The following is a 20,187-nucleotide window of genomic DNA, read 5'->3' as shown; positions in this document are numbered from 1 at the left end:
GCCGAAAAAGGCTTGATTTGGGAGCCTGAAAACCTTTATTGTGCTTTGGTTGTGTAATATGGTTAGTCCTGTGTGGCGTCATTCCCAACAGCACTCTCAAACCCTTGACCAGCAGCAAGGTCTGAATATAGACTCATACATCAACATTGAGCAAGAACAAATTACACGCTCCCGCGTGCTGTTTCATAGCATTCGCTTTGATTTAAATCAAGACATTCTTACAAAAATTAAACAAGCACAACAGACTGGTCACGGCCTTGATATTTCCGGAGAGTTGCTTAGTGATTTACGCCATTTAGCCTTGCTCGATTGGGAAAATCGCCTCCAGTCTGGATTAACCTTTTCTACCTACTATCTACCAGTTGATCGGTCACAGGCACTGATGCGGAGTGTGATTGCCCTTGATGGAGAAATCATTCACCAGATCAAGAGAGACTGTCTGGAGAATCCCGACTTTTGTTGTCAAATTGCTGACGCTCACTACTGGCTGATCACTCAAATCTTGGCTCAGCTACGCCTGAAACCATCACCCAACTTCCCTAAGCTGGCTTGGGGACTATCAGCGCTGATGATAATCCTGGTGATTTTGGCAGTGCTGGTAATTCCTGGTGTATTACAGCTAATACTTGCTCAACCCTGGAAATGGTTGATAATTATAGTGGGCATAGTCAGCTGCGGTCTACTTCTAGTGATATTACAATGGCTGCTACGTTCATGTTTAATCAGGATTGCGCCTTGGATGTTGCGTCAGCTATTGTCAGGTTTGCTCTCGGCCAAGCCTGGTCCTAAGAAAATTGCTAAACGTATTCTGGCATGGTTATTGCCTTGATTAACGATTAGTGACGTAGGGTGCGTTAGGGGCGGGCTCATCCTCATTTTCCGCTCTAGCGCCAGGGTTGGCACAGCCCGCCCAAAAATTGCCACAGGCTGGAAGCCTGTTCCACCAAGATGCCCATTCCACCCACCGGCTCAAACAGCTGCCTTTTGCCTTTTGGCTGGGATTATTCGTTAAGGGCAGAATTTAACCGATAATAGAAAGGTGAAGTCATATAGAAACTATGTCAACAGAAGCGATCGCATCAGTCATCAATGTCTATTTTACTAACATGGCCGCCATGAATCCAGGAGGCTGGGTAGAGATTTTTGCTGAAGATGCAGTGATTTATGACCCAGTGGGAAAGCCACCAATCAACGTCTCTGAGGACTCTGAGAAGTTTTTTGCACTACTGTCTAGCTTCTTTAACAGCTTTGAAATCTCACAAGAGCAAATTTTTATTGCTGGCAATGGGGCAGCGGTAAAGTGGAGGATGCAGGTGTCTGCTAAGAATGGTCGTGAGGCTACTGCTGAAGGCATCAGTGTTTTTGAAATCAATGATGACGGTAAGATTCAACAGGTTTTGTCCTACTGGAATGAAGCAGAAATGATGGCTAAACTGAAGGGCTAATTCCTAACTGGTGTTGGCTCCTCTGCCATCAGCAAATCAGCTGCTTTTTCGGCAATCATTATAGTTGGGGCATTCGTGTTACCACCAACGATAGTGGGCATGATTGAAGCATCTACAACTCTTAACCCCTGTATACTATGTACCTGCAGGCGCGAGTTAACCACTGCCATTGGGTCATTCCCCATCTTGCAAGTCCCAACTGGGTGATACAATGTATCTGCGGTATCGCGGATGTAGGCAGCAATTTCATCGAGTTGCTCGACTTGAGTTCCAGGGAAAAGTTCCTCCCCCCGAAACGTCTGAAATGCTGACGCCTGAAGTACTTGACCGATAATCCAAGGGCGCAAGCCCCTAAATTATATTTATGGGGTTAGCCCGCGTTCGCGTAGCGTCGGCTTTGCCGAGGAATTTATTCCGTAACTATCCTGGAACTTTTGCTCGCTCGTTATCGACTATAATAGTAAGCAAAGCAAGCAGCCTAAGGAGGTGATTTTATAGTGCTAGCAATGGAGTTCAAGGCCATACTTAAGGAGTCTCAAAAAATAGCCATAAATGAAGCAATTCGGACAGCACGATTTGTCCGAAACAAGGTACTTCGCTACTGGATGGACAACCGAGGCGTTGGCAAGAAAGAACTCTATCGCTATAGCACTCAGCTAAGGGACGAATTTAGGTTTGTCAAAGACCTTAATAGTCATGCTTGCCAAGCCTCGGTGGAAAACGTAGAACGGGCAATTAAACGTTTTTTTGATAATTGCAAAAATAAGGTGCCCGGCAAAAAGGGTTACCCCCGTTTCAAGAAGCATTCTAGGTCGGTCGAGTATAAGCAGTCCGGATGGAAATTATCGCCCGATAAAAAATCCATCAAGTTTACCGACAAAAAAGGTATTGGCAAGGTCAGACTCAAGGGCACATGGGACTTATGGAGATTCGACCAGAAATTGATAAAGAGAGTTCGGATTGTCCAAAGAGCCGATGGTTATTATATTCAATTTTGCGTTAAAGTAGATAATTACGAACAATTAGAAGCAACCGGGTTTACTGTTGGCTTGGATGTTGGGCTAAAAGAGTTTTACACAGACTCTGATGGATACGCCGAACCCAACCCTAGATTCTACAGAAAAAGCGAAAAACGTCTAAAATTTTATCAACGTCGGGTTTCCCGAAAAAAGAAAGGCTCTGCTAATCGAAAGAAAGCAATTAATAGACTAGGCAGGACTCACCTTAGAATAAGTAGACAACGTAAAGAACATGCTAAGAGACTAGCACGTTGCGTAATCCGGTCTAACGACCTGGTCGCCTACGAAGATTTAAGGATTAAAAATTTAGCTAAAAACCACTGTCTCGCCAAGTCTATTAACGATGCAGGTTGGTATCAGTTTAGAAGCTGGCTGGAATATTTTGGTCAAAAGTTTGGTCGGATAACTGTCGCAGTTAATCCGGCTTATACGAGCCAAAGTTGTTCCAATTGCGGTGAAGTAGTCAAAAAGTCATTGTCAACTCGAACCCATGTCTGCCAGTGTGGGTGTCAATTAGATCGCGATCACAACGCTGCTAAAAACATCCTAACGAGAGCCTTGAGTACGGTGGGGCACACCGGAACTTTAATCAACGCTTGGGGAGAATTGGCCTCTACTCTTCCTGGTTCCGGCCTGGTTGAGCAAGTCAACTCGTTGAACCAAGAATCCCCCGATTTCTAATCGTGGGGAGTGTCAAGTTTACCGTTTTTCTGAGTTACCTGATAAAATCCTATCCCTTCTGGTTCTGGACAGTTGAAGTCCTTGGTGTTTTCCAAGCCTATTTCTGTGGCTGCTTCGACAAACGCCTGAGATAGGGGGTTGGTGTAGCGCAAATTGGCGACATTGAGCGGACCATCAGTGCCATGGTATTCAGACGCTCCCCTTTCCTGGTTTTCCGCTTTCTTAAAATAGGGCAGCACCTCAGAAAAACTCCACCCCTTATTCCCTAATTGGTGCCAGTGGTCATAGTTCCAGCGGTGACCTCGAATATATAACATGGCGTTGATAGAGCTACAGCCACCTAGAACCTTGCCACGGGGCCAGAACAATTTGCGGTTGTTCAGATTGCTTTGGGGTTGTGTATAGTAACTCCAATCGTATTCAGTTCTTGATAGGGCGGGAAAGGCGATGGGAATGTGAATTGACCGCGAGCGGTCTGGCTTGCCAGCTTCCAGTAGCAATACTCTAGTGTTGCGGTTTTCCGTGAGGCGGTTAGCAAGGACACAACCTGCTGAACCAGCACCAACAATTATATAGTTATAGAGCATTTTAGATTTCGGAGCAAATGGAACTATTGGCTGATTTGAGTAGTTAAGATTAACATTGAGTCTATGGCGAAAGTCAATTTTTGCTTTTTGCTATGTAGCTATAGTAGCTATTACTCTGAGCTGTTCCCAAAAAAATAACCCCTGAGTGTCTTGCTGTTAGATCACAGCTCGACCAACTAAGGGGTGTCTATGGCTGAATTGCGTAAGCTATTTACTACTATCCACAGCCGCTGTATGCGATCGCGTTTTTTTAACGTTAACCAATGGTATAACTTCATGGTAAGACGAGTTGGTCAGACCTCAGACAACTAGTATGTAGCCGGGAAACGCTTTTGAGCTGTTACACAAAAAAATACCCCTGTCTTGCTCTTAGATCACAGACAGAGGGATTAAGGGGTATCGATGACTGAATTGCGTAAGCTATTTACTACTATCCACAGCGGCTGTATGCGTACGGGTTTTCCCAACGTTAACTAATGGTATAACTTCAGGGTAAGACCAGTTGCTCAGACATCAGACAACTAGTATTTAGCTGGGAAAAGCCTTTGAGCTGTTCAAAAAAAATACCCTCTGAGTGTCTTGCTGTTAGATCACAGCTCGACCAACTAAGGGGTATCGATGGCTGAATTGCGTAAGCTATTTACTACTATCCACAGCGGCTGTATGCGTACGGGTTTTCCCAACGTTAACTAATGGTATAACTTCAGGGTAAGACCAGTTGCTCAGACATCAGACAACTAGTATTTAGCTGGGACAAGCCTTTGAGCTGTTCCAAAAAAATAACCCCTGAGTCTGTTGCTGTTAGATCACAGCTCGACCAACTAAGGGGTATCGATGGCTGAATTGCGTAAGCTATTTACTACTATCCACAGCGGCTGTATGCGATCGCGTTTTCGGAAGGTTAACCTTATAGTTAACTTCACGATCAGACGAGTTGGTAAGAGGTGAGGCAACTAGTATGTAGCCGAGAAACGCTTTTGAGTTCCAAAAAAATAACCCCTGAGTCTGTTGCTGTTAGATCACAGCTCGACCAACTAAGGGGTATCGATGGCTGAATTGCGTAAGCTATTTACTACTATCCACAGCGGCTGTATGCGTACGGGTTTTCCCAACGTTAACCTTATCCTTAGGAGTAATTCATCTCCCGCTAACCCTACCAGGGCTGTAACATTGCTCAATTTTTTGGTTTCCTGAACCTCCAGAGTGGCACAAGTTTCGCGCCTGTTTTTCTAAAATTAAACCCAATAGTAGAAAAAAACGGCGATTTGCGTGACCTTAAGGGGGTTTCAAGCCCTCACCCAGGAATTTTAGTCCGACGCAAGAAACAGCCCTGCGCTAACCCTACGGGTATAACGGGAGATGAATTGCGTCTATTGACATCTTACGGGGAACAGTTTAGAATGTAAACATGACTGAAAAAGTTTACCGTTACCGTTTTTACCCCACCCCTGAACAGCAGACTCTGTTGAGGAGAACTCTAGGATGTGTAAGGCTGGTTTATAACAAAGCCTTAGACGCTAGAACAAAAGCATGGTATGAACATCAAGAACGAATCAGTTACAAACAAACCTCTTCGATCTTGACAGAGTGGAAAAAACAAGATGACTTATTTTTTCTAAATGAGGTAAGTTCTGTTCCAGTTCAACAGGGATTAAGGCACCTTCAAACGGCTTTCACAAACTTCTTTGCAGGTCGAGCTAACTATCCCAATTTCAAGAAAAAACGAAACGGTGGTAGTGCAGAATTTACCAAATCAGCATTTAAATTGAGAGAGGGTCAAATCTATCTTGCTAAATGCCAAGAACCTTTGCCTATTCGTTGGAGTCGTCAATTACCTGAAAACTGCGATCCAAGTACTGTTACAGTTAGTCTAGATCCGTCCAATCGTTGGCATATCTCAATCAGGTTCAATGACCCTAGAGACTTGAGCTTACCTCCCACAGACAAACAAATTGGTTTTGATCTAGGGATTTCCAGTCTAATTACAACCAGCGACGGAGATAAAATTACCAATCCCAAGCATTTTAAAAGGCTCAAAAAAAGACTGGCTAAATACCAAAAAGCTTTGTCACGAAAACAAAAAGGTTCTAATAATCGTGACAAAGCCAGGTTAAAGGTTGCCAGGGTGCATGCACAAATCAAAGACGCTAGAAGAGATTTTACTCACAAGCTAACTACTCAACTGGTCAGAGAAAACCAATTGATTGCGTTTGAAGATTTAGCTGTGAAAAACATGGTAAAAAATCACAAACTAGCTCAAGTAATCAGTGATGCTAATTGGGCAGAAATAATCCGTCAGATTAAGTACAAGTCTCAATGGTATAATCGTGAAGCTATTTCCATTGATAAGTGGTTTCCTAGTAGCAAACTGTGTTCTGTGTGCCTAAATCGTGTTGATTCTTTACCTTTAAATATTCGGCAATGGGATTGTCCATCCTGCAACACTCACCATGATCGCGATATCAATGCATCAATTAACATTTTGGCGGCAGGGCTTGCCGTGTCAGTCTGCGGAGCGACCGTAAGACCTGAAGAGAGTAAATCTCGGAAGGCTGGTGCGAAAAACTCCCCAAAAGGGAGAAGGAAACAGAAACCTAAGTCGTGAGTCTTAGGAATCCCTCGTTATAATCTTTGATTTAACTAGGGAGGATGTCAAGTATACACTGATGGTTTAGCCGATGATGGGGGTTTCGGGCAAGCAAGAATAGCCAAGAATACCAGGGCCTGCACCCTATGGGAGCGTCAATTTGCTACACTTCTGATCACGTATTGGTATTGCCGACCACATCAAAACCATGACAGCTACACCACTTGCATCCATACCCCTAAGTGCGATCGCTCAAAAAACCCGTCAAGCTGCACAAAAGTTAGCCGTTCTCTCAACAAAGGCTAAAAATGAAGCTATTGAGGCAATAGCCCAAGCCTTGGAAGCTGCAGCACCGGAAATCCTAGCGGCGAATGCTGCAGACTGCCAAGCGGCTGAGGCAGATAACATTGCCAAACCCCTTTATAATCGCCTGAAGTTGAACGAAACAAAGCTCAAGGGGGCTATTCAGGGGGTGCGAGATGTGGGCAACCTTGGTGATCCTGTGGGCAACGTCCAAATTCATCGAGAACTGGATCAAGGACTAATCCTCAAACGAGTCACTTGTTCCTTAGGAGTTTTAGGGGTTATCTTTGAAGCTCGTCCCGATGCCTTAATTCAAATTACCTCTCTTGCGATTAAATCCGGTAATGGTGTTATCCTCAAAGGCGGTAAAGAAGCAATTCGCTCCTGTGAAACCCTAGTCAAAGCAATTCATAAAGGATTATCTACGACAGCAGTTGACCCAGCAACGGTACAGTTGTTAACCACTAGAGAAGAAATCAAAGAGCTGTTACAACTAGACCACTATGTGGATTTGATTATTCCCAGAGGGTCGAACGCTTTTGTTCGGTTTGTGCAGGAGAATACTCGTATCCCAGTACTCGGTCATGCTGATGGGATTTGCCACCTCTATATTGATGCAGCAGCTGACTTGGAGAAAGCGGTAACTATCACCGTTGATGCTAAAACGCAATATCCAGCTGTTTGTAATGCCATTGAAACCCTGCTGGTGCATTCAGACATTGCTCCTCGTTTCCTGCCCCTAGCAGCAGAAGCTTTGAAAAAGCGTAATGTAGAATTGCGAGGGGATGAAGCTAGCCGTGAGATTATCCCCATCTCTGTAGCAACGGATGAGGATTGGTCTACAGAATACAGTGATTTAATTCTTTCTATCAAAGTAGTAGATTCTGTAGAAGAAGCGATTAACCATATCAATACTTATGGTTCCAGACATACGGATGCAATTGTTACTGAAGACCAGGAGGTAGCAGATAGCTTCGGAAATCAAGTTGATGCAGCTAATGTTTTCCACAACTGTTCTACTCGCTTTGCCGATGGTTTCCGCTATGGTTTTGGAGCAGAAGTAGGAATTAGCACTCAACAAATGCCCCCCCGTGGTCCAGTGGGCTTAGAAGGATTGGTGACTTACAAATACAAGGTTACAGGTAATGGTCACATTGCGGCTACTTATGTTGGTGAGAATGCTAAGTCTTTTAGCCATCGGGATATCTAATATTCTTCCTGAAATTTATACTCCCAGGCGCTCCTAGTAAGTGCTCAAGAGCGATATTTTTGGACTTTTGCAAGAGGTCTATTAAAAAAACCTCAGCGGGTAGCTGAGGGATTAGTCACGTTGCATCTACTATTTCTTAATCCTTGATTGGTCTATCTAGATCCGGAAAAAATTAGAAATGCTTACACCAATCAGACAGCCTTTAGGGCTATCCCACATAGAACTAATAGATTAGTTGAAATAAGATTGAACAAAAAAAAATCCCCAGCGGGTAACTGAGGGATAATTCAGGGTGCATCTACTATTTCTTATTCCTTCATTGCTCTGTCTCTATCCGGAACAATTTAGAAATGCTTACGCCAAATAGAACTGATAGATTAGTTGAGACAAAATTAAACAAAAAAAATCCCCAGCGGGTAGCTGAGGGTTTAGTCAGGGTGCATCTACTATTTCTTAATCCTTGATTGCTCTGTCTCTATCCGGAACAATTTAGAAATGCTTACGCCAAATACAACTGACAGATTGGTTGAGACAAAATTGAACAAAAAAAATCCCCAGCCGATAGCTGAGGGATGAGTCAGGGTGCATCTACTATTTCTTAATCCTTGATTGCTCTGTCTCGATCCGGAAGAAATTAGAAATGGGTACAGCAAATAGAACTGATAGATTAGTTGAGACAGAATTGAACAAAAAAAAATCCCCAGCGGGTAGCTGAGGGATTAGTCAGGGTGCATCTACTATTTCTTAATCCTTGATTGCTCTTTCTCGATCCGGAACAATTTAGAAATGGGTAAGCCAAATAGAACTGATAGATTAGTTGAGACAGAATTGAACAAAAAAAAATCCCCAGCGGGTAGCTGAGGGATGAGTCAGGGTGCATCTACTATTTCTTATTCCTTCATGGTTCTATCTCGATCCGGAACAATATGGCAAAACAGCTCTTTTCTACGAACCATGGGGCAAGTGGGGGATTGACGTTATTTACAAATCCCCCCAGGTCTCCTCAAGAAACTGCATAATCCGTTGGTCAACCGACATCTTTGAACCGTCTCCAGAGAGGCTGGTTGCGCCTGAAGTGTAGAAGTGGCCGAAGGCGGGGACCCAGGCAAAGGTATATCGAACACCAACTTTCTTGTAAAGCTCAATCAGAATGGGCATTGAAACGAAAGCGGCTTCCAGGTCGTTCTGTCCTTCGATCAGGAGGATCGGCGGGCTATCCGATGATTCTGTTACCGTTTTGACGATGTCGAAGCCGATGATACCACTAGACAGCTGGAAAGTAGCTGCCACCGGTTCGTGCATGCCATGGGCAACGTTCAAACTTGTTACGGCTCCGGCAGAAAATCCACCGAGGACAATGCGCTCTGGATCGATATTGTAATCAGCCGAGCGGATATAGTTGAGGGCCATACGCAGGTCTTCAGCAGCCGACAGCACCGCGTCGCCGAGAAGTTCCATGTCTTCGGGATCGCTAGGATCCAGAGGCTCAAGCCCCATAACTTCACGGACCTTATTCACTTGATCGAGAATAAGTTCGAGGTTCGTCATGTCGATATCCTCTGGCGGGTAACCTTCCCTCGACGGTACTGGGTTGTCAGGTGCCAGCCGATAACTGATTGCGAAGCAAACGTAGCCCCGCGTTGCAAACTTTCGGCAATAATCCCCCGGGGAGGTGTCTTGCGCGCCACCTTCGTCGTAGGTGTAGCGTGGACTGCCACGATGGAACGAGCCGCCGTGGGTAAAAATGATAGCGGGTCCTGGTTTTTCCGTGTCTTCAAGGGGCTCGTAGACATCCATCCACAAGTCCTTAAGCTTCAATTCACCGTCTTCGATAACCTCCCCTTTACCGTAGATCACCTCTGCCGTGACCTTGTAGTCAAGCATGGAGCAGCTTTCAGCTAAGGCAGGAGCTTGAAACAACATCCACAAACACAGACAAATTAAAGCAAACAAAGCAGTAAACTTTCTCATCAGCACTCCTAATGACCTAGAGGTAGAACGATTCAGCAAAAATCAATACCACTGAATCTCCCTGGGAAATAGTAAATCATTTAAGGAAACTGATCAACCCACATTCCGCACCTCCCAGTGCCAGCCATTTTGGTTTGATAATAATTCTTTTTGATAGTATTTATGTACTACTTTGATTCCTCATTTTTTAGTTTCCAGATATTGGGGTCGAGATACGTACAATATTAGCCATTAGGCTGGAAACCCCCTCTCCGAAATGGTTTGAAAACTCTTGTTTGAAAACGCGATCGCGTAGCGTCGGCTGTGGCCGTAGGCCACGCTGCGCGAACGCCGAATCGCATTGATCAGGAGTGATAGATTGGTTGAGACAAAATTGAACAAAAAAAATCCCCAGCGGGTAGCTGAGGGATAAGTCAGGGTGCATCTACTATTTCTTAATCCTTGATGGTTCTATCTAGATCCGGAACAATTTAGAAACGCTTACGCCCAATAGAACTAATAGATTAGTTGAGACAAAATTGAACAAAAAAAATATCCAGCGGGATGTCAAAGGCAATGATAATCAATGGTCAATCAGAAGTCTTTGCATTTGATTTTTGCTTGGCGTCCATCCTCGTGGCGAAAGACAATTCCTTCTGCCCTGCATCCAGGGGAATACAAACTTTCTAGATCTGTTAATGCATCTCTTAGCTCGTTGAAGGTTCTACCAATATTCTCAAACACAGGAGCTTGTAAGTTAAACAGTACGCAAATATGTTCCTTTAGCTTTAATGGGTTTCCCTGAATTTTGGGTCCCAAAGCTTCGGCACAATGTTTCCCATCCGGTACGTCAGATAGATCTGTGTTTCTCATCGCTTCAAAGATCCATTGATCAGCTGGATCGTCCGAGTTAGAATCTACATACCAACCATCTTGTATGCCAAGCTGTTTTTGTTTCTTGGTTGGATTACGCCGTTTTTCTAAATGTATACATTTGCCAGAAACCACAGTTAAGCGTACATTAGTTCCATCAAGTTTTTCCGTAGCGATTCCTTCCCCAGCGATCACCCACTCGCAACCTGAGCGCACTTTGTTAATAACCTTAAAATTATCTCCCCGTTCAAAAATTGTTGGAATTTTTTTCATAACTCTGACACCGAATTTCAAAAGGGCAACTGCCACATCTCTCTTCACCTTAGACTAGACACCTTACTATGGACTCGATAACAGGATGGGTTATCCCTTTTTCTTGCGCCTACCCTGGCTGAGGGATGAGTCAAGGTGCATCTACTATTTCTTAATCCTTTATCGGTCGATCTTAATCCGGAACAATTTAGAAACGCTTACGCATTGATCAGGAGTGCATTTATCAAAAGTAATAGATTGGTTCAGATAAGATTAAACAAAAAAAAACCCCAGCGGATAGCTGAGGAATGAGTCAGGGTGCATCTACTATTTCTTAATCCTTGATTGCTCGATCTCGATCCGGAAGAAATTAGAAATGCCTAAGCCAAATAGAACTGATAGATTGGTTTAGACAAGATTAAACAAAAAAAATCCCCAGCGGCTAGCTGAGGGTTTAGTCAGGGTGCATCTACTATTTCTTAATCCTTGATGGTTTTATCTCGATCCGGAATAAATTAGAAACGCTTACGCATTTATGAAGTGATAGATTGGTTGAGACAAAATTAAACAAAAAAAATCCCCAGCGGCTAGCTGAGGGATCAGTCAGGGTGCATCTACTATTTCTTAATCCTTCATTGCTCTATCTCGATCCGGAAGAATTTAGAACTGATAGATTGGTTGAGACAAAATTGAACAAAAAAAAAATCCCCAGCCGGTAGCTGAGGGATCAGTCAGGGTGCATCTACTATTTCTTAATCCTTCATTGCTCTATCTAGATCCGGAAGAAATTAGAACTGATAGATTAGTTGAGACAAGATTGAACAAAAAAAAATCCCCAGCCGGTAGCTGAGGGATCAGTCAGGGTGCATCTACTATTTCTTAATCCTTCATTGCTCTATCTAGATCCGGAAGAAATTAGAACTGATAGATTAGTTGAGACAAGATTGAACAAAAAAAATCCCCAGCGGATAGCTGAGGGATCAGTCAGGGTGCATCTACTATTTCTTATTCCTTGATTGCTCTATCTCGATCCGGAACAATTTAGAAATGGGTAGGCCAAATTAGAAGCCAAGTTGTGAAACCGTTTGACCCTGAGGTAAAAAACCTACCCCTGCTCCCTGCTCCCTACTCCCTAAACCCCCCGACGAAGTACCTCACTGAATTGGTAAATAGTATAAAAACACTACTAGAGGAAGTTGAAAAATATTGGTATTAGGGTGTATAATACCAAACCATCATTGACCTTAACCATTGTGTTGAAGCATCAACCATTAGCCCGGATCAGCTCTGCTACTACTAGCTGGAGTGACGTGATGGTATTACTATTGGGGTTGCTGGTGTTAATTCATGGCTTGGATGGATATGGATTGTATGAACCCCACGAGGGTCACTTCGGCGGCGTTGCCCGTGAAATGCTGTTGCGTGGGGATTGGATTACGCCTCATCTCAACGGTTCACCCTACCTGAATAAACCCCCATTACTCCCGTCCAGTAGTCTTTGTCACCGATTTCCTGGGTCAGCCTAGTGATCAAGATGATGTATCAGTATATAACAAAGCAGGAAAAGCCCCAAGAGCAGAGAGTCAACACTTGTCAGATTATCCACCAAGGATGCAACACCCCGAGAGCAACCTTAACTTACCTAACCATGTTGGTGAACCCTTGCTAGTGGTTGGACCAAGGAAGCTTTATCGAAACGCTGCTGCTAGGGAAATTTGGTTGGCATCGGAGTAAGAATTCAGCTATCAGCTATCAGTTATCAGCTATTAGTTATTAGTTATTAGTTATCAGTTATCAGTTATTAGTTATCAGTTATTAGTTATCAGTTATCAGTTATCAGTTATCAGCTTTCAGCTTATGGGTTAAGTCCCAGCGTCGTTCGCACAGCGTGGCCAAAGGCCAAAGCCTGTGCCACGCTAGAAGCCTGTGCCACGCTACTTGAGGTGTTTTTGAATAAGCGATGCAGCGCGGTCTTGGGGAGGCAGCGCGGTCTTGGGGGTTCCCCCCATGAGCGACTGCCGTGGTTTCCCCCATGAGCGACTGCATCAAGACAACAGGTAAGCATTCGTTTAATCTGAGTTAAGTCTGCTGACGGCTGACGGCTGACCGCTGACCGCTGACCGCTGACCGCTGAATGCTTACCTAAAAATTCCCGAAAAATGGTATATATAACTCTACCACTTTTCGGTAAAAATATCAGTTCAAAATCAATAACTTTCCAGGAATTTTCAATCCTGTTTGAGTTTGATCAAAGACACTAAATCTGTCTTTCCTAACTCTAGCCAGCCTGACTCCTGAGGTTTTTTTTCTATCGCCATCGTCCTAGTTAGTTGCAGGGTTTGCTGCAGCAGAGGAAGAGTGCTTAAGCCAATTAAAATAGCTACACTAAAGCTGATGATGGCATCCGCCTGAGGCCAGTTGAAAATCCCAACCGCCAAAGCAGCTATTATCGTGCCGATTGAGCTAACTACGTCTGCCAGTACGTGCAAAAACGCACCACGCAAATTGATATCTTGCTCAGTATTTTCCCCTAGCCAATAGAGGTTAATGCTGTTGATGATTACGCCAATTAAGGCAGTGACTAGCATCGGCAAACTGAGGATTTCCTCAGGTGTGCCTTGCAGATGGGCGATCGCTTCTCGCCCAATCCATACAGACATGGCTACTAGACCGATACTATTGATCAGACCAGCCAAAACCTCAATTGGTTGATTGCTCATTTGCTTTCGAGACTTCGAGGAGCGTTGAGCCAGCCATGCAGCAAACAAAGCAATGCTCATTGCTACAATATCTGCCAGCATGTGAGCGGAATCAGCTTTCAGAGTTAAACTGTGGCTAACAAAGCCCAAAAACATTTCGAGTAAAGCAAAGATTGTGATTAATACAATCACTCTCTTCAACCGCTGAACCTTACCCAGAGATAAGCTGGTCTGGCACAAACAACCTAATCTGTTGCAATTGAGCATAGTTTCAATAACTTTGGTTAGTCAACTGGGAAAATAGTCTTGCCTCGGAAAATAGTTTCCTGCACCTTGATATCAATGATATCCATCGGCTCAATTTCCAGGGGATTTTGAGAAAGAATCACAAAATATGAAACAACTCTTTTCATAGACATTTCCCTGATTAAATTTTCTCTAGATAGAGCAATAGAGCAATTATTTACCCACTATAACATCAGTACATCATCTGAGTAAAAACTTGTGAACACAAGTTTACTCAATGTCTGAAACAGTAATCTTCGACTGTTGTCAAGCCCATGATATTTTTAAACCATCTGAGCTTCAAATACCATATAGCAAAACCTATTTTATTGTGAAAATTTAGCTTTCTTTAAAAATTGCATTTTAAGGAATTAGATTTGAGATAGTACCAAAGTCGATAAACGCTTTACTATGCTTAACTTACCGCCGTTTAAGTTACCTCAAAAAGTTGATAACATCACTACTTTATTCATTAACTTTTCACAATTACAATGTATTACAAATATATTATAAATTAACCTACTCAGTAGGTAATACACCGTCATATGAACAACTAAACCATCCTAAGGTTACTCCCAAATAAGTTTTTTAAGTTTTTTAACGTTTTTATCCTATTTAAACTTTTTGTGTTATTATCAAAGTAAGGAGATACAAAGAAGCCAGCGCGAACATTCGACAACTAACGCTGGCTTCTGGCCCCTCCTCTTCAACAAGGAGATATATCCTATGCTAAAACCAATTCACCCTGATGGTGAGGGTCACCCCTACCAAGAAAGCGATGCTCGGTACGAGCAACCCCATGATCACCAAACTGACTGGGGTACTGAACCAGCCATCACCTTACTCGCCCCGGCAGAAGACATAGAAACTCTAGCAGTAGAGGACGCTTTATGAAAAAGCCCCGTCCTCTAACCGAAAAAGACCGAGCCTTAATCCAGCGCTACAGTAACTGCCAAATTGGGATGACACCACAAAAGTTTTATCGGAAATGGTTGGTTACTCACGAAGTCATAGCCTGTATTTGTTCTCGTAGCGATGCCACAGTACAGCGCTGGTTTGCCAGAGGTCACAACTATCCCTCTCCCATGGCCATCGATTTGTACCATTTGGCCATCATGGACTTCCTTCTAGAGAATTTTGAGGAAATGCCTGAAAAACTCCAGAATTTCCTCTGTCCGCCAGATTAACAAGATGGGGCGGGTGGGGAGATGGGGAGATGGGGAGATGGGGAGATGGGGTGTGGGAAGTGTGGGAAGTTTGGGAAGTTTGGGGGGCGCGGTAAGTTAGATGAGCAACTGGCTCCTCAAGACGGCGCTACTTTCCTGCTCCCTACTCCCAGCTCCGAAGCTCCCTGTTCCCTGTTCCCTGTTCCCTATTCCCTATTCCCTAAGAGTAGGGCAAGAGGCAAAAGGCAAGAGTTAATAAAGTATAGCGCTGCATCACTACTCCCTATTCCCTGTTCCCTGTTCCCTATTCCCTGCTCCGAGGCTCCGAGGCTCCCTGCTCCCTAAAAACATGTACCTCACCCAATTGAAAACTTCTATGCTGTGTGTTAGGGATTTTAATTCTTTACTAAAAATTAACAATAACTTATAGCTTTCTTTAAAAGAAATATCCTGACAGTTGTAAACTAATATTTAGCTATCGTTACAGAACACAACTATTTCGGTGTAACCATTAAGAGTAGTACTACTCAAATTTAAAGTGCTTTTGTAAATCAAATATGATGCCCTATTATCTCCTTTATTGACGGTGACTTAGAGGCTAGTTATTTTTGCCTGTATTAAACAGGGGTAATTTAACTTGTTTCTTTCTTATTCTCTTAATAAACCACAAAGAAAAGGAAGTTGATATGTTTCGTTTTCCATGTTTTAAACAGGGTAAAATTGACTTGAATTTTTATAAAAAAATATCGAAATTAAAAATTCAAAATTAACTAATTACTAATTTAGGGATCCTAAATGAATTGTGATAATTTTTGATGCCATATTCCCTACTCCCTACTCCCTACTCCCTGTTCCCTTTGCTATATGATCAACACCAATGTTTCAACACAGTTCAACTATGCTGACGCTGTCGAAAAGTCCTTCTTATTTTATGAAGCTCAGCGCTCCGGTAAACTTCCTGAGGACAATCGCATCCCATGGCGCGGGGATTCTGCCCTCAACGATGGTGCTGATGTAGGAGTTGACCTCACTGGCGGTTATTACGATGCTGGGGACCACGTCAAGTTCGGCTTCCCCATGGCTGCTGCCATGACTATGCTTGCTTGGGGGGCAATCGAATATCAAGATTCTTACCAGCAAATGGGTCAATGGGATGAGGCGTTGGATGCCATTAAGTGGGGTACAGATTACATACTCAAAGCCCACATCACAGACAGTAACGGTCAAACCGAAGAATTCTGGGGACAGGTTGGATCCGGTGAAATCGACCACAGCGTCTGGGCACCGCCGGAAACCATGACCATGGTGCGACCAGCCTTCAAAATTGATCCTTTAAATCCCGGTTCTGACCTAGCTGGTGAATCCGCTGCTGCCTTAGCTGCTGCCTCAATTGCCTTCCAATCCACAAACAACAGCTACGCTAATCAACTACTGACGAACGCCAAAGCCCTATTTGACTTTGCCGAGACCTATCAGGGTAACTACTCTGACTCTATCCCCGATGCTGCTATTTTCTACAATTCTTGGAGTGGCTACGAAGACGAACTAGCCTGGTCTGCAACTTGGCTGTACAAAGCAACCGGTGACCAGACCTACTTGGATAAAGCCGAAAGTTACTATCTAGGGATTGATCCTACTCAGACTCAATCCTGGGATCAAAAAGTCCATGGTACTGGCATCCTCCTTGCTCAAGAAACTGACCAGGATAAGTACCGTATCGAAGTAGAACGCTGGCTAGACTACTGGAGTGACGACAGTGGTGAAGGTATCGAATATACTGAGGGCGGACTAGCTTGGTTAGATGACTGGGGTTCCCTACGATATGCTGCCAATACAGCTTTCCTTGCTGGTATTTATAGCGATAACGTTAATGATGGTAATGGTCGTTACTCCGATTTTGCGGCTGATCAAATTGACTACATTCTTGGGGATAATCCCAACAATCGCAGTTATGTCGTCGGTTTTGGCCACAATTCTCCCAAGAATCCCCACCATCGTGGAGCCCATGGTTCCACCACCAATGACATCGAATCACCGACGGACAACCTCAACATTCTCTATGGTGCATTGGTAGGTGGTCCCTCTGAACCAGAGGATAATGCCTATGTCGATGTTCGAACTAACTATGCCATTAATGAAGTCGCTCTTGACTACAACGCTGGCTTCACTGGTGCTCTTGCCCGTATGTACCGTGAACAGATGGAACTAAGTCTGGGTTCTAACGTTGAACCATTACTGTCTACAGTAGATCCGATCCAAGTTGAACCAGTAGTGTCTACAGTAGATCCGATCACTAACTCAATAATTTAACTATCCCCCGCCGGGGAATTCTAAAGGGTTGTTATACCAAATCCTGTTCCCATACCCCCCTTATCTGCATAGCCCTAAATTCCTAGCATAAAAAGATTTGGTCGATTTTTATAAAGGGGTTTTGGCAAGCGGATTTGTTATTATAGCACTACGCATTAAGGTGTTTGACATTGATACAAGCAGCAAAAGCTGTTTTAGTGAACTTTTAGGTGCGACCCGTGGCGAATTTAATAATTAGATGCGGAAAGCGCACTTTTGCATGCATGCCTCTTGCCTCTTGCCTTGTGCGTAGCGCTATAGAACCCACATTCCGCACCTTCAAGTTTGACACTACGGATTTATCCCTACTCCCTGCTCCGAAGTCAGAAGAGCTAAGAGCTAAGATGGTAAAAATCCTGTGTACCTCATTAGACTAAAAACCGCTATAGCTCACCCAATTGAGAACTGCTATAAATTACCAATCACTAATCTTCAACCCTCAAGTTAAGTCGATAATTAATCGGTTCAGAAGCTTGAGAAACTACCACAAACTCATAGAAACCAGATGCTGGCAGATCCCCGATCCAGTAGCGTTCGTTTGAGTCTTCTAATAGGGTGGTCTTACGGCTCGGACCATAAACTGAAAACAAGGCATTCACATCGGTAGCCAGTCTCACTTCCATGACTTGACCACCAGAAAGTTTAGCCGTAAACGCTTTCCCGTCTCCTGGCTGGAGGGTACCACTGACTTGCTGAATCACTGCGCCAGGGGCAAACTCAATGCGCTGTAGGGATTTTCCCGATTTCAACGCTTCGATGGTATCCCCAACAATCCCTTGCCACACCTGACCAATAGACTTATCAATAAACTTCTCACCCCGCTGATTGGGAAACTTATGAAAGAATTTAGAATCTGCAATATCATAAGCTGCACGGCTAGAAAGGCGCAACTGATTCACTTGCTGCTTCCAGCCAGTCAGATCTGCTTGCCTATAGCTTCCCAACCGTTTCCGTGCCGTCCGACTCAAATTGAGCAACTCAATCTGGGTCAATAGCTCAAACGCCAGCTTATCCCACTCTTCTCTTAACTGAGCATCCTCTGAACCAGTGCCTAGCTGTCGTTTTTGTTGATTGGGGTACTTGTTCCAAAACGCCTCATTGACTAACTGAACGTAAAACTTATCGTTAATCTCCAAATTGGCACGACGCTGCTCTAGCAATTCCTTGCGCTTTTCCTCGTTGCTGGGAAACCAGGAGGGTGGCTTTATGTCGGGTTGACCGATAGGTGATTCCTTTGGTGAGGGTTCCGGCTGAGATCCTCTGAATTTGAACCACCAATTGGTTGCCCAGAAGGTAAAACCAAATACAGCAGCAGCTAAAACAGATACCAAAACCACCTTGCCCAGCCAGTCTAAAACGGTATTGTTTGTAAAAGTGCTTAATGGTGTTCTGGTAGCTGGGGTTGCTGGCTGGTTAACCGCTACTGGCTTTGAACCAGGGGCAACTGCTAAGGTCGGTTTAGTCTGAGGGGGTGATGGAGCTGATTGCGGGTCACTGGCAAATTGAAGGTGAGTGGTGAGGTCTCGCAGCACTTCTTTGGCATTTTGGTACCGTTCCCCTGGTCTAGGTTGAAGCATTTTATCGAGGATACGACCTAGGGTTGAGCTAAGGCTGATCTCTCGCCGCCAGTTCCAGGTCAGGGTATTGGGGTCAATTATCTGCTGGGGTTCCTGACCAGTCACTAATACTAATATAGTTGCGCCTAGAGCATAGAGGTCACTGTGGGGAAAAACACTTCCTCCTTGCATCTGCTCTGGGGGAGCATAGCCAACTTTACCCAACCGAGTTATGATCGGCTTATTTTGACCAGCCACCTTTGACCCTAGGAACTTCGATGCCACATTCGCTGCTACCTCCTTGACACCGCCAAAGTCAATCAGCACTGGTAAACCATCGGTACTGCGCAAAATCAGATTATCCGGAGAGATATCCCGATGAATCACCCTCATAAAATGGATATATTCCAACACTGGCAGGATTTGGATCAGCAGTTGAGTCACTTCTGCTTCACTAAACCGGAGTCCCTGAGGTCGGCGAGCCTCCAGTAGAGCGCGGTAGGTTTGCCCCTCCACATAGTCCTGAACCAACAATAGGGTGCCTTTGTCCTGTTGTTGTACCTGAAACAACTCACGAAATTGAGGGATTTGAGGGTGTTGCAATCGATAAAGAACTCCCGCTTCCCGCTCAAATAATTCTTCTGCTTTTTGTAAGGCGTGGTTACCTTGAACTTGGGGGGCAAATTCTTTTAGCACACACAGTTCATTAAAGCGGTTAAGGTCTTGAGCTAAATAGGTGCGTCCAAAGCCTCCGTGTCCCAACTCCCGGACGATGCGGTAGCGACCGCCCAGAATCTTCCCAGTGTCAAAGGTTTTGGCTAGGGACGGCAGCATCTCGCCACAAACCCGGCAAAACTTATTGCCATTGGGATTCTCATGTCCTTTACTACAATAGAGGGGCGTCATTCGATTTTGAATGTTGGATGTTGGATTTTGGATGTTAGATTTTTTCCCAGGGCTTGCTCCCGGAGACTTGACACAGTGCGTGGGATTCTGTGACCTGTTGACTCAGTAGTTGACTAAGCATAGGTAGACCAGCTACTGTGCTATATATATAAAGATATATAGCATTTCTAAAATAGGGGAGATAGATTTTTGATTTTAGGGAATAGCCAACAGGCAACAGGCAACAGGGAAACAATGTTGTGTACCTCATTACTATGAGAAACGCTATATATCACTATATATATAACTAATCATCAAAAATGGGGGTTGGTAAGGGGAG

Annotated in this window: 23 protein-coding genes; 14 read left to right on the top strand and 9 right to left on the bottom strand. The window is 44.2% G+C overall.

The features are described from left to right. Positions 1 to 40 precede the first annotated feature (40 nt). A complete protein-coding gene (locus F6J90_RS13645; protein ID WP_293094058.1) occupies positions 41 to 829 on the top strand; it encodes a hypothetical protein in 789 nt (262 codons plus the stop codon). Positions 830 to 1,058: 229 nt separating this feature from the next. Then, the gene (locus tag F6J90_RS13640) at positions 1,059 to 1,445 is read left to right on the top strand and encodes a nuclear transport factor 2 family protein (protein WP_293094056.1); all 387 of its coding nucleotides are present in this window, start codon (positions 1,059 to 1,061) and stop codon (positions 1,443 to 1,445) included. Here the strand turns inward: F6J90_RS13640 and F6J90_RS13635 are convergent. Next, on the bottom strand, positions 1,442 to 1,792 hold the full coding sequence (locus F6J90_RS13635) for a GMC oxidoreductase (RefSeq protein WP_293094054.1): 351 nt from the start codon (positions 1,790 to 1,792) through the stop codon (positions 1,442 to 1,444). The genes F6J90_RS13640 and F6J90_RS13635 overlap by 4 nt on opposite strands. Before the next feature lie 150 nt (positions 1,793 to 1,942). Here F6J90_RS13635 and F6J90_RS13630 point away from each other — a divergent pair, with 150 nt between their 5' ends. After that, positions 1,943 to 3,145 (top strand): transposase, encoded by a 1,203-nt coding sequence (locus F6J90_RS13630; protein WP_293094052.1) that lies wholly within the window; start codon positions 1,943 to 1,945, stop codon positions 3,143 to 3,145. On the opposite strand, the gene F6J90_RS13625 is transcribed toward F6J90_RS13630, so the two are convergent. Then, positions 3,142 to 3,732 carry a GMC family oxidoreductase N-terminal domain-containing protein gene (locus tag F6J90_RS13625; protein ID WP_293094049.1) on the bottom strand — a complete coding sequence of 197 codons (591 nt, stop codon included), beginning with the start codon at positions 3,730 to 3,732 and terminating at the stop codon, positions 3,142 to 3,144. The two genes, F6J90_RS13630 and F6J90_RS13625, sit on opposite strands and share 4 nt — an antisense overlap. 189 nt (positions 3,733 to 3,921) lie before the next feature. On the opposite strand from F6J90_RS13625, the gene F6J90_RS13620 reads away from it, so the two are divergent. From F6J90_RS13620 to F6J90_RS13610, 3 genes are all read left to right on the top strand, one after another. After that, complete coding sequence (locus F6J90_RS13620; protein WP_293094047.1) at positions 3,922 to 4,044, top strand: hypothetical protein; 123 nt, start codon at positions 3,922 to 3,924, stop codon at positions 4,042 to 4,044. A 1,096-nt stretch (positions 4,045 to 5,140) separates the two neighbouring features. Then, positions 5,141 to 6,337: an RNA-guided endonuclease TnpB family protein gene (locus F6J90_RS13615; protein WP_293094044.1), complete on the top strand. Its 1,197-nt coding sequence runs from the start codon at positions 5,141 to 5,143 to the stop codon at positions 6,335 to 6,337. A gap of 190 nt (positions 6,338 to 6,527) precedes the next feature. Further along, positions 6,528 to 7,832 carry a glutamate-5-semialdehyde dehydrogenase gene (locus tag F6J90_RS13610; RefSeq protein ID WP_293094042.1) on the top strand — a complete coding sequence of 435 codons (1,305 nt, stop codon included), beginning with the start codon at positions 6,528 to 6,530 and terminating at the stop codon, positions 7,830 to 7,832. 981 nt (positions 7,833 to 8,813) lie between these two features. Here F6J90_RS13610 and F6J90_RS13605 read toward each other — a convergent pair. Together F6J90_RS13605 and F6J90_RS13600 are read right to left on the bottom strand one after the other, a co-directional pair. Continuing rightward, positions 8,814 to 9,803 (bottom strand): hypothetical protein, encoded by a 990-nt coding sequence (locus tag F6J90_RS13605; RefSeq protein ID WP_293094039.1) that lies wholly within the window; start codon positions 9,801 to 9,803, stop codon positions 8,814 to 8,816. Between the two features lie 573 nt (positions 9,804 to 10,376). Next, on the bottom strand, positions 10,377 to 10,964 hold the full coding sequence (locus F6J90_RS13600; RefSeq protein WP_293094037.1) for an RNA ligase family protein: 588 nt from the start codon (positions 10,962 to 10,964) through the stop codon (positions 10,377 to 10,379). A gap of 1,018 nt (positions 10,965 to 11,982) precedes the next feature. Between F6J90_RS13600 and F6J90_RS13595 the strand changes: the two genes are divergently transcribed. The 3 genes from F6J90_RS13595 to F6J90_RS13585 all read left to right on the top strand — a co-directional run bounded on the left by F6J90_RS13595 (position 11,983) and on the right by F6J90_RS13585 (position 12,641). Continuing rightward, positions 11,983 to 12,123, top strand: coding sequence for a hypothetical protein (locus F6J90_RS13595; protein ID WP_293094034.1), 141 nt, complete (start codon positions 11,983 to 11,985; stop codon positions 12,121 to 12,123). A gap of 1 nt (position 12,124) precedes the next feature. Further along, positions 12,125 to 12,433, top strand: a complete 309-nt coding sequence (locus tag F6J90_RS13590) for a hypothetical protein (RefSeq protein WP_293094032.1) — start codon at positions 12,125 to 12,127, stop codon at positions 12,431 to 12,433. 64 nt (positions 12,434 to 12,497) lie between these two features. Continuing rightward, positions 12,498 to 12,641, top strand: a complete 144-nt coding sequence (locus tag F6J90_RS13585; protein ID WP_293094030.1) for a hypothetical protein — start codon at positions 12,498 to 12,500, stop codon at positions 12,639 to 12,641. A gap of 102 nt (positions 12,642 to 12,743) precedes the next feature. Here F6J90_RS13585 and F6J90_RS13580 read toward each other — a convergent pair whose 3' ends face one another. From F6J90_RS13580 to F6J90_RS13570, 3 genes are all read right to left on the bottom strand, one after another. Next, the gene (locus F6J90_RS13580) at positions 12,744 to 12,941 is read right to left on the bottom strand and encodes a hypothetical protein (RefSeq protein WP_293094028.1); all 198 of its coding nucleotides are present in this window, start codon (positions 12,939 to 12,941) and stop codon (positions 12,744 to 12,746) included. Positions 12,942 to 13,135: 194 nt separating this feature from the next. After that, positions 13,136 to 13,873 (bottom strand): cation diffusion facilitator family transporter, encoded by a 738-nt coding sequence (locus F6J90_RS13575; protein WP_293094026.1) that lies wholly within the window; start codon positions 13,871 to 13,873, stop codon positions 13,136 to 13,138. 17 nt (positions 13,874 to 13,890) lie between these two features. Continuing rightward, positions 13,891 to 14,019, bottom strand: coding sequence for a hypothetical protein (locus F6J90_RS13570; protein ID WP_293094024.1), 129 nt, complete (start codon positions 14,017 to 14,019; stop codon positions 13,891 to 13,893). A 598-nt stretch (positions 14,020 to 14,617) separates the two neighbouring features. Here F6J90_RS13570 and F6J90_RS13565 point away from each other — a divergent pair. The 5 genes from F6J90_RS13565 to F6J90_RS13545 all read left to right on the top strand — a co-directional run bounded on the left by F6J90_RS13565 (position 14,618) and on the right by F6J90_RS13545 (position 17,783). Further along, complete coding sequence (locus F6J90_RS13565) at positions 14,618 to 14,785, top strand: hypothetical protein (RefSeq protein ID WP_293094021.1); 168 nt, start codon at positions 14,618 to 14,620, stop codon at positions 14,783 to 14,785. Next, a complete protein-coding gene (locus F6J90_RS13560; RefSeq protein WP_293094020.1) occupies positions 14,782 to 15,078 on the top strand; it encodes a helix-turn-helix domain-containing protein in 297 nt (98 codons plus the stop codon). The genes F6J90_RS13565 and F6J90_RS13560 overlap by 4 nt, the downstream gene beginning before the upstream one ends. A gap of 21 nt (positions 15,079 to 15,099) precedes the next feature. Continuing rightward, positions 15,100 to 15,402, top strand: a complete 303-nt coding sequence (locus tag F6J90_RS13555; protein ID WP_293094018.1) for a hypothetical protein — start codon at positions 15,100 to 15,102, stop codon at positions 15,400 to 15,402. Positions 15,403 to 15,921: 519 nt separating this feature from the next. Continuing rightward, the gene (locus F6J90_RS13550; protein ID WP_293094015.1) at positions 15,922 to 17,367 is read left to right on the top strand and encodes a glycoside hydrolase family 9 protein; all 1,446 of its coding nucleotides are present in this window, start codon (positions 15,922 to 15,924) and stop codon (positions 17,365 to 17,367) included. A 263-nt stretch (positions 17,368 to 17,630) separates the two neighbouring features. After that, the gene (locus tag F6J90_RS13545; RefSeq protein ID WP_293094013.1) at positions 17,631 to 17,783 is read left to right on the top strand and encodes a hypothetical protein; all 153 of its coding nucleotides are present in this window, start codon (positions 17,631 to 17,633) and stop codon (positions 17,781 to 17,783) included. Between the two features lie 48 nt (positions 17,784 to 17,831). Here the strand turns inward: F6J90_RS13545 and F6J90_RS13540 are convergent, their stop codons facing one another. Next, complete coding sequence (locus F6J90_RS13540; RefSeq protein WP_293094010.1) at positions 17,832 to 19,868, bottom strand: serine/threonine-protein kinase; 2,037 nt, start codon at positions 19,866 to 19,868, stop codon at positions 17,832 to 17,834. A 34-nt stretch (positions 19,869 to 19,902) separates the two neighbouring features. Next, positions 19,903 to 20,118: a hypothetical protein gene (locus F6J90_RS13535; protein ID WP_293094008.1), complete on the bottom strand. Its 216-nt coding sequence runs from the start codon at positions 20,116 to 20,118 to the stop codon at positions 19,903 to 19,905. Positions 20,119 to 20,187 lie beyond the last annotated feature (69 nt).

The organism is Moorena sp. SIOASIH (genome assembly GCF_010671925.1).
In the GTDB taxonomy this organism is placed as follows: Bacteria; Cyanobacteriota; Cyanobacteriia; order Cyanobacteriales; family Coleofasciculaceae; genus Moorena.
This window is presented reverse-complemented; position numbering and strand designations above follow the sequence as displayed.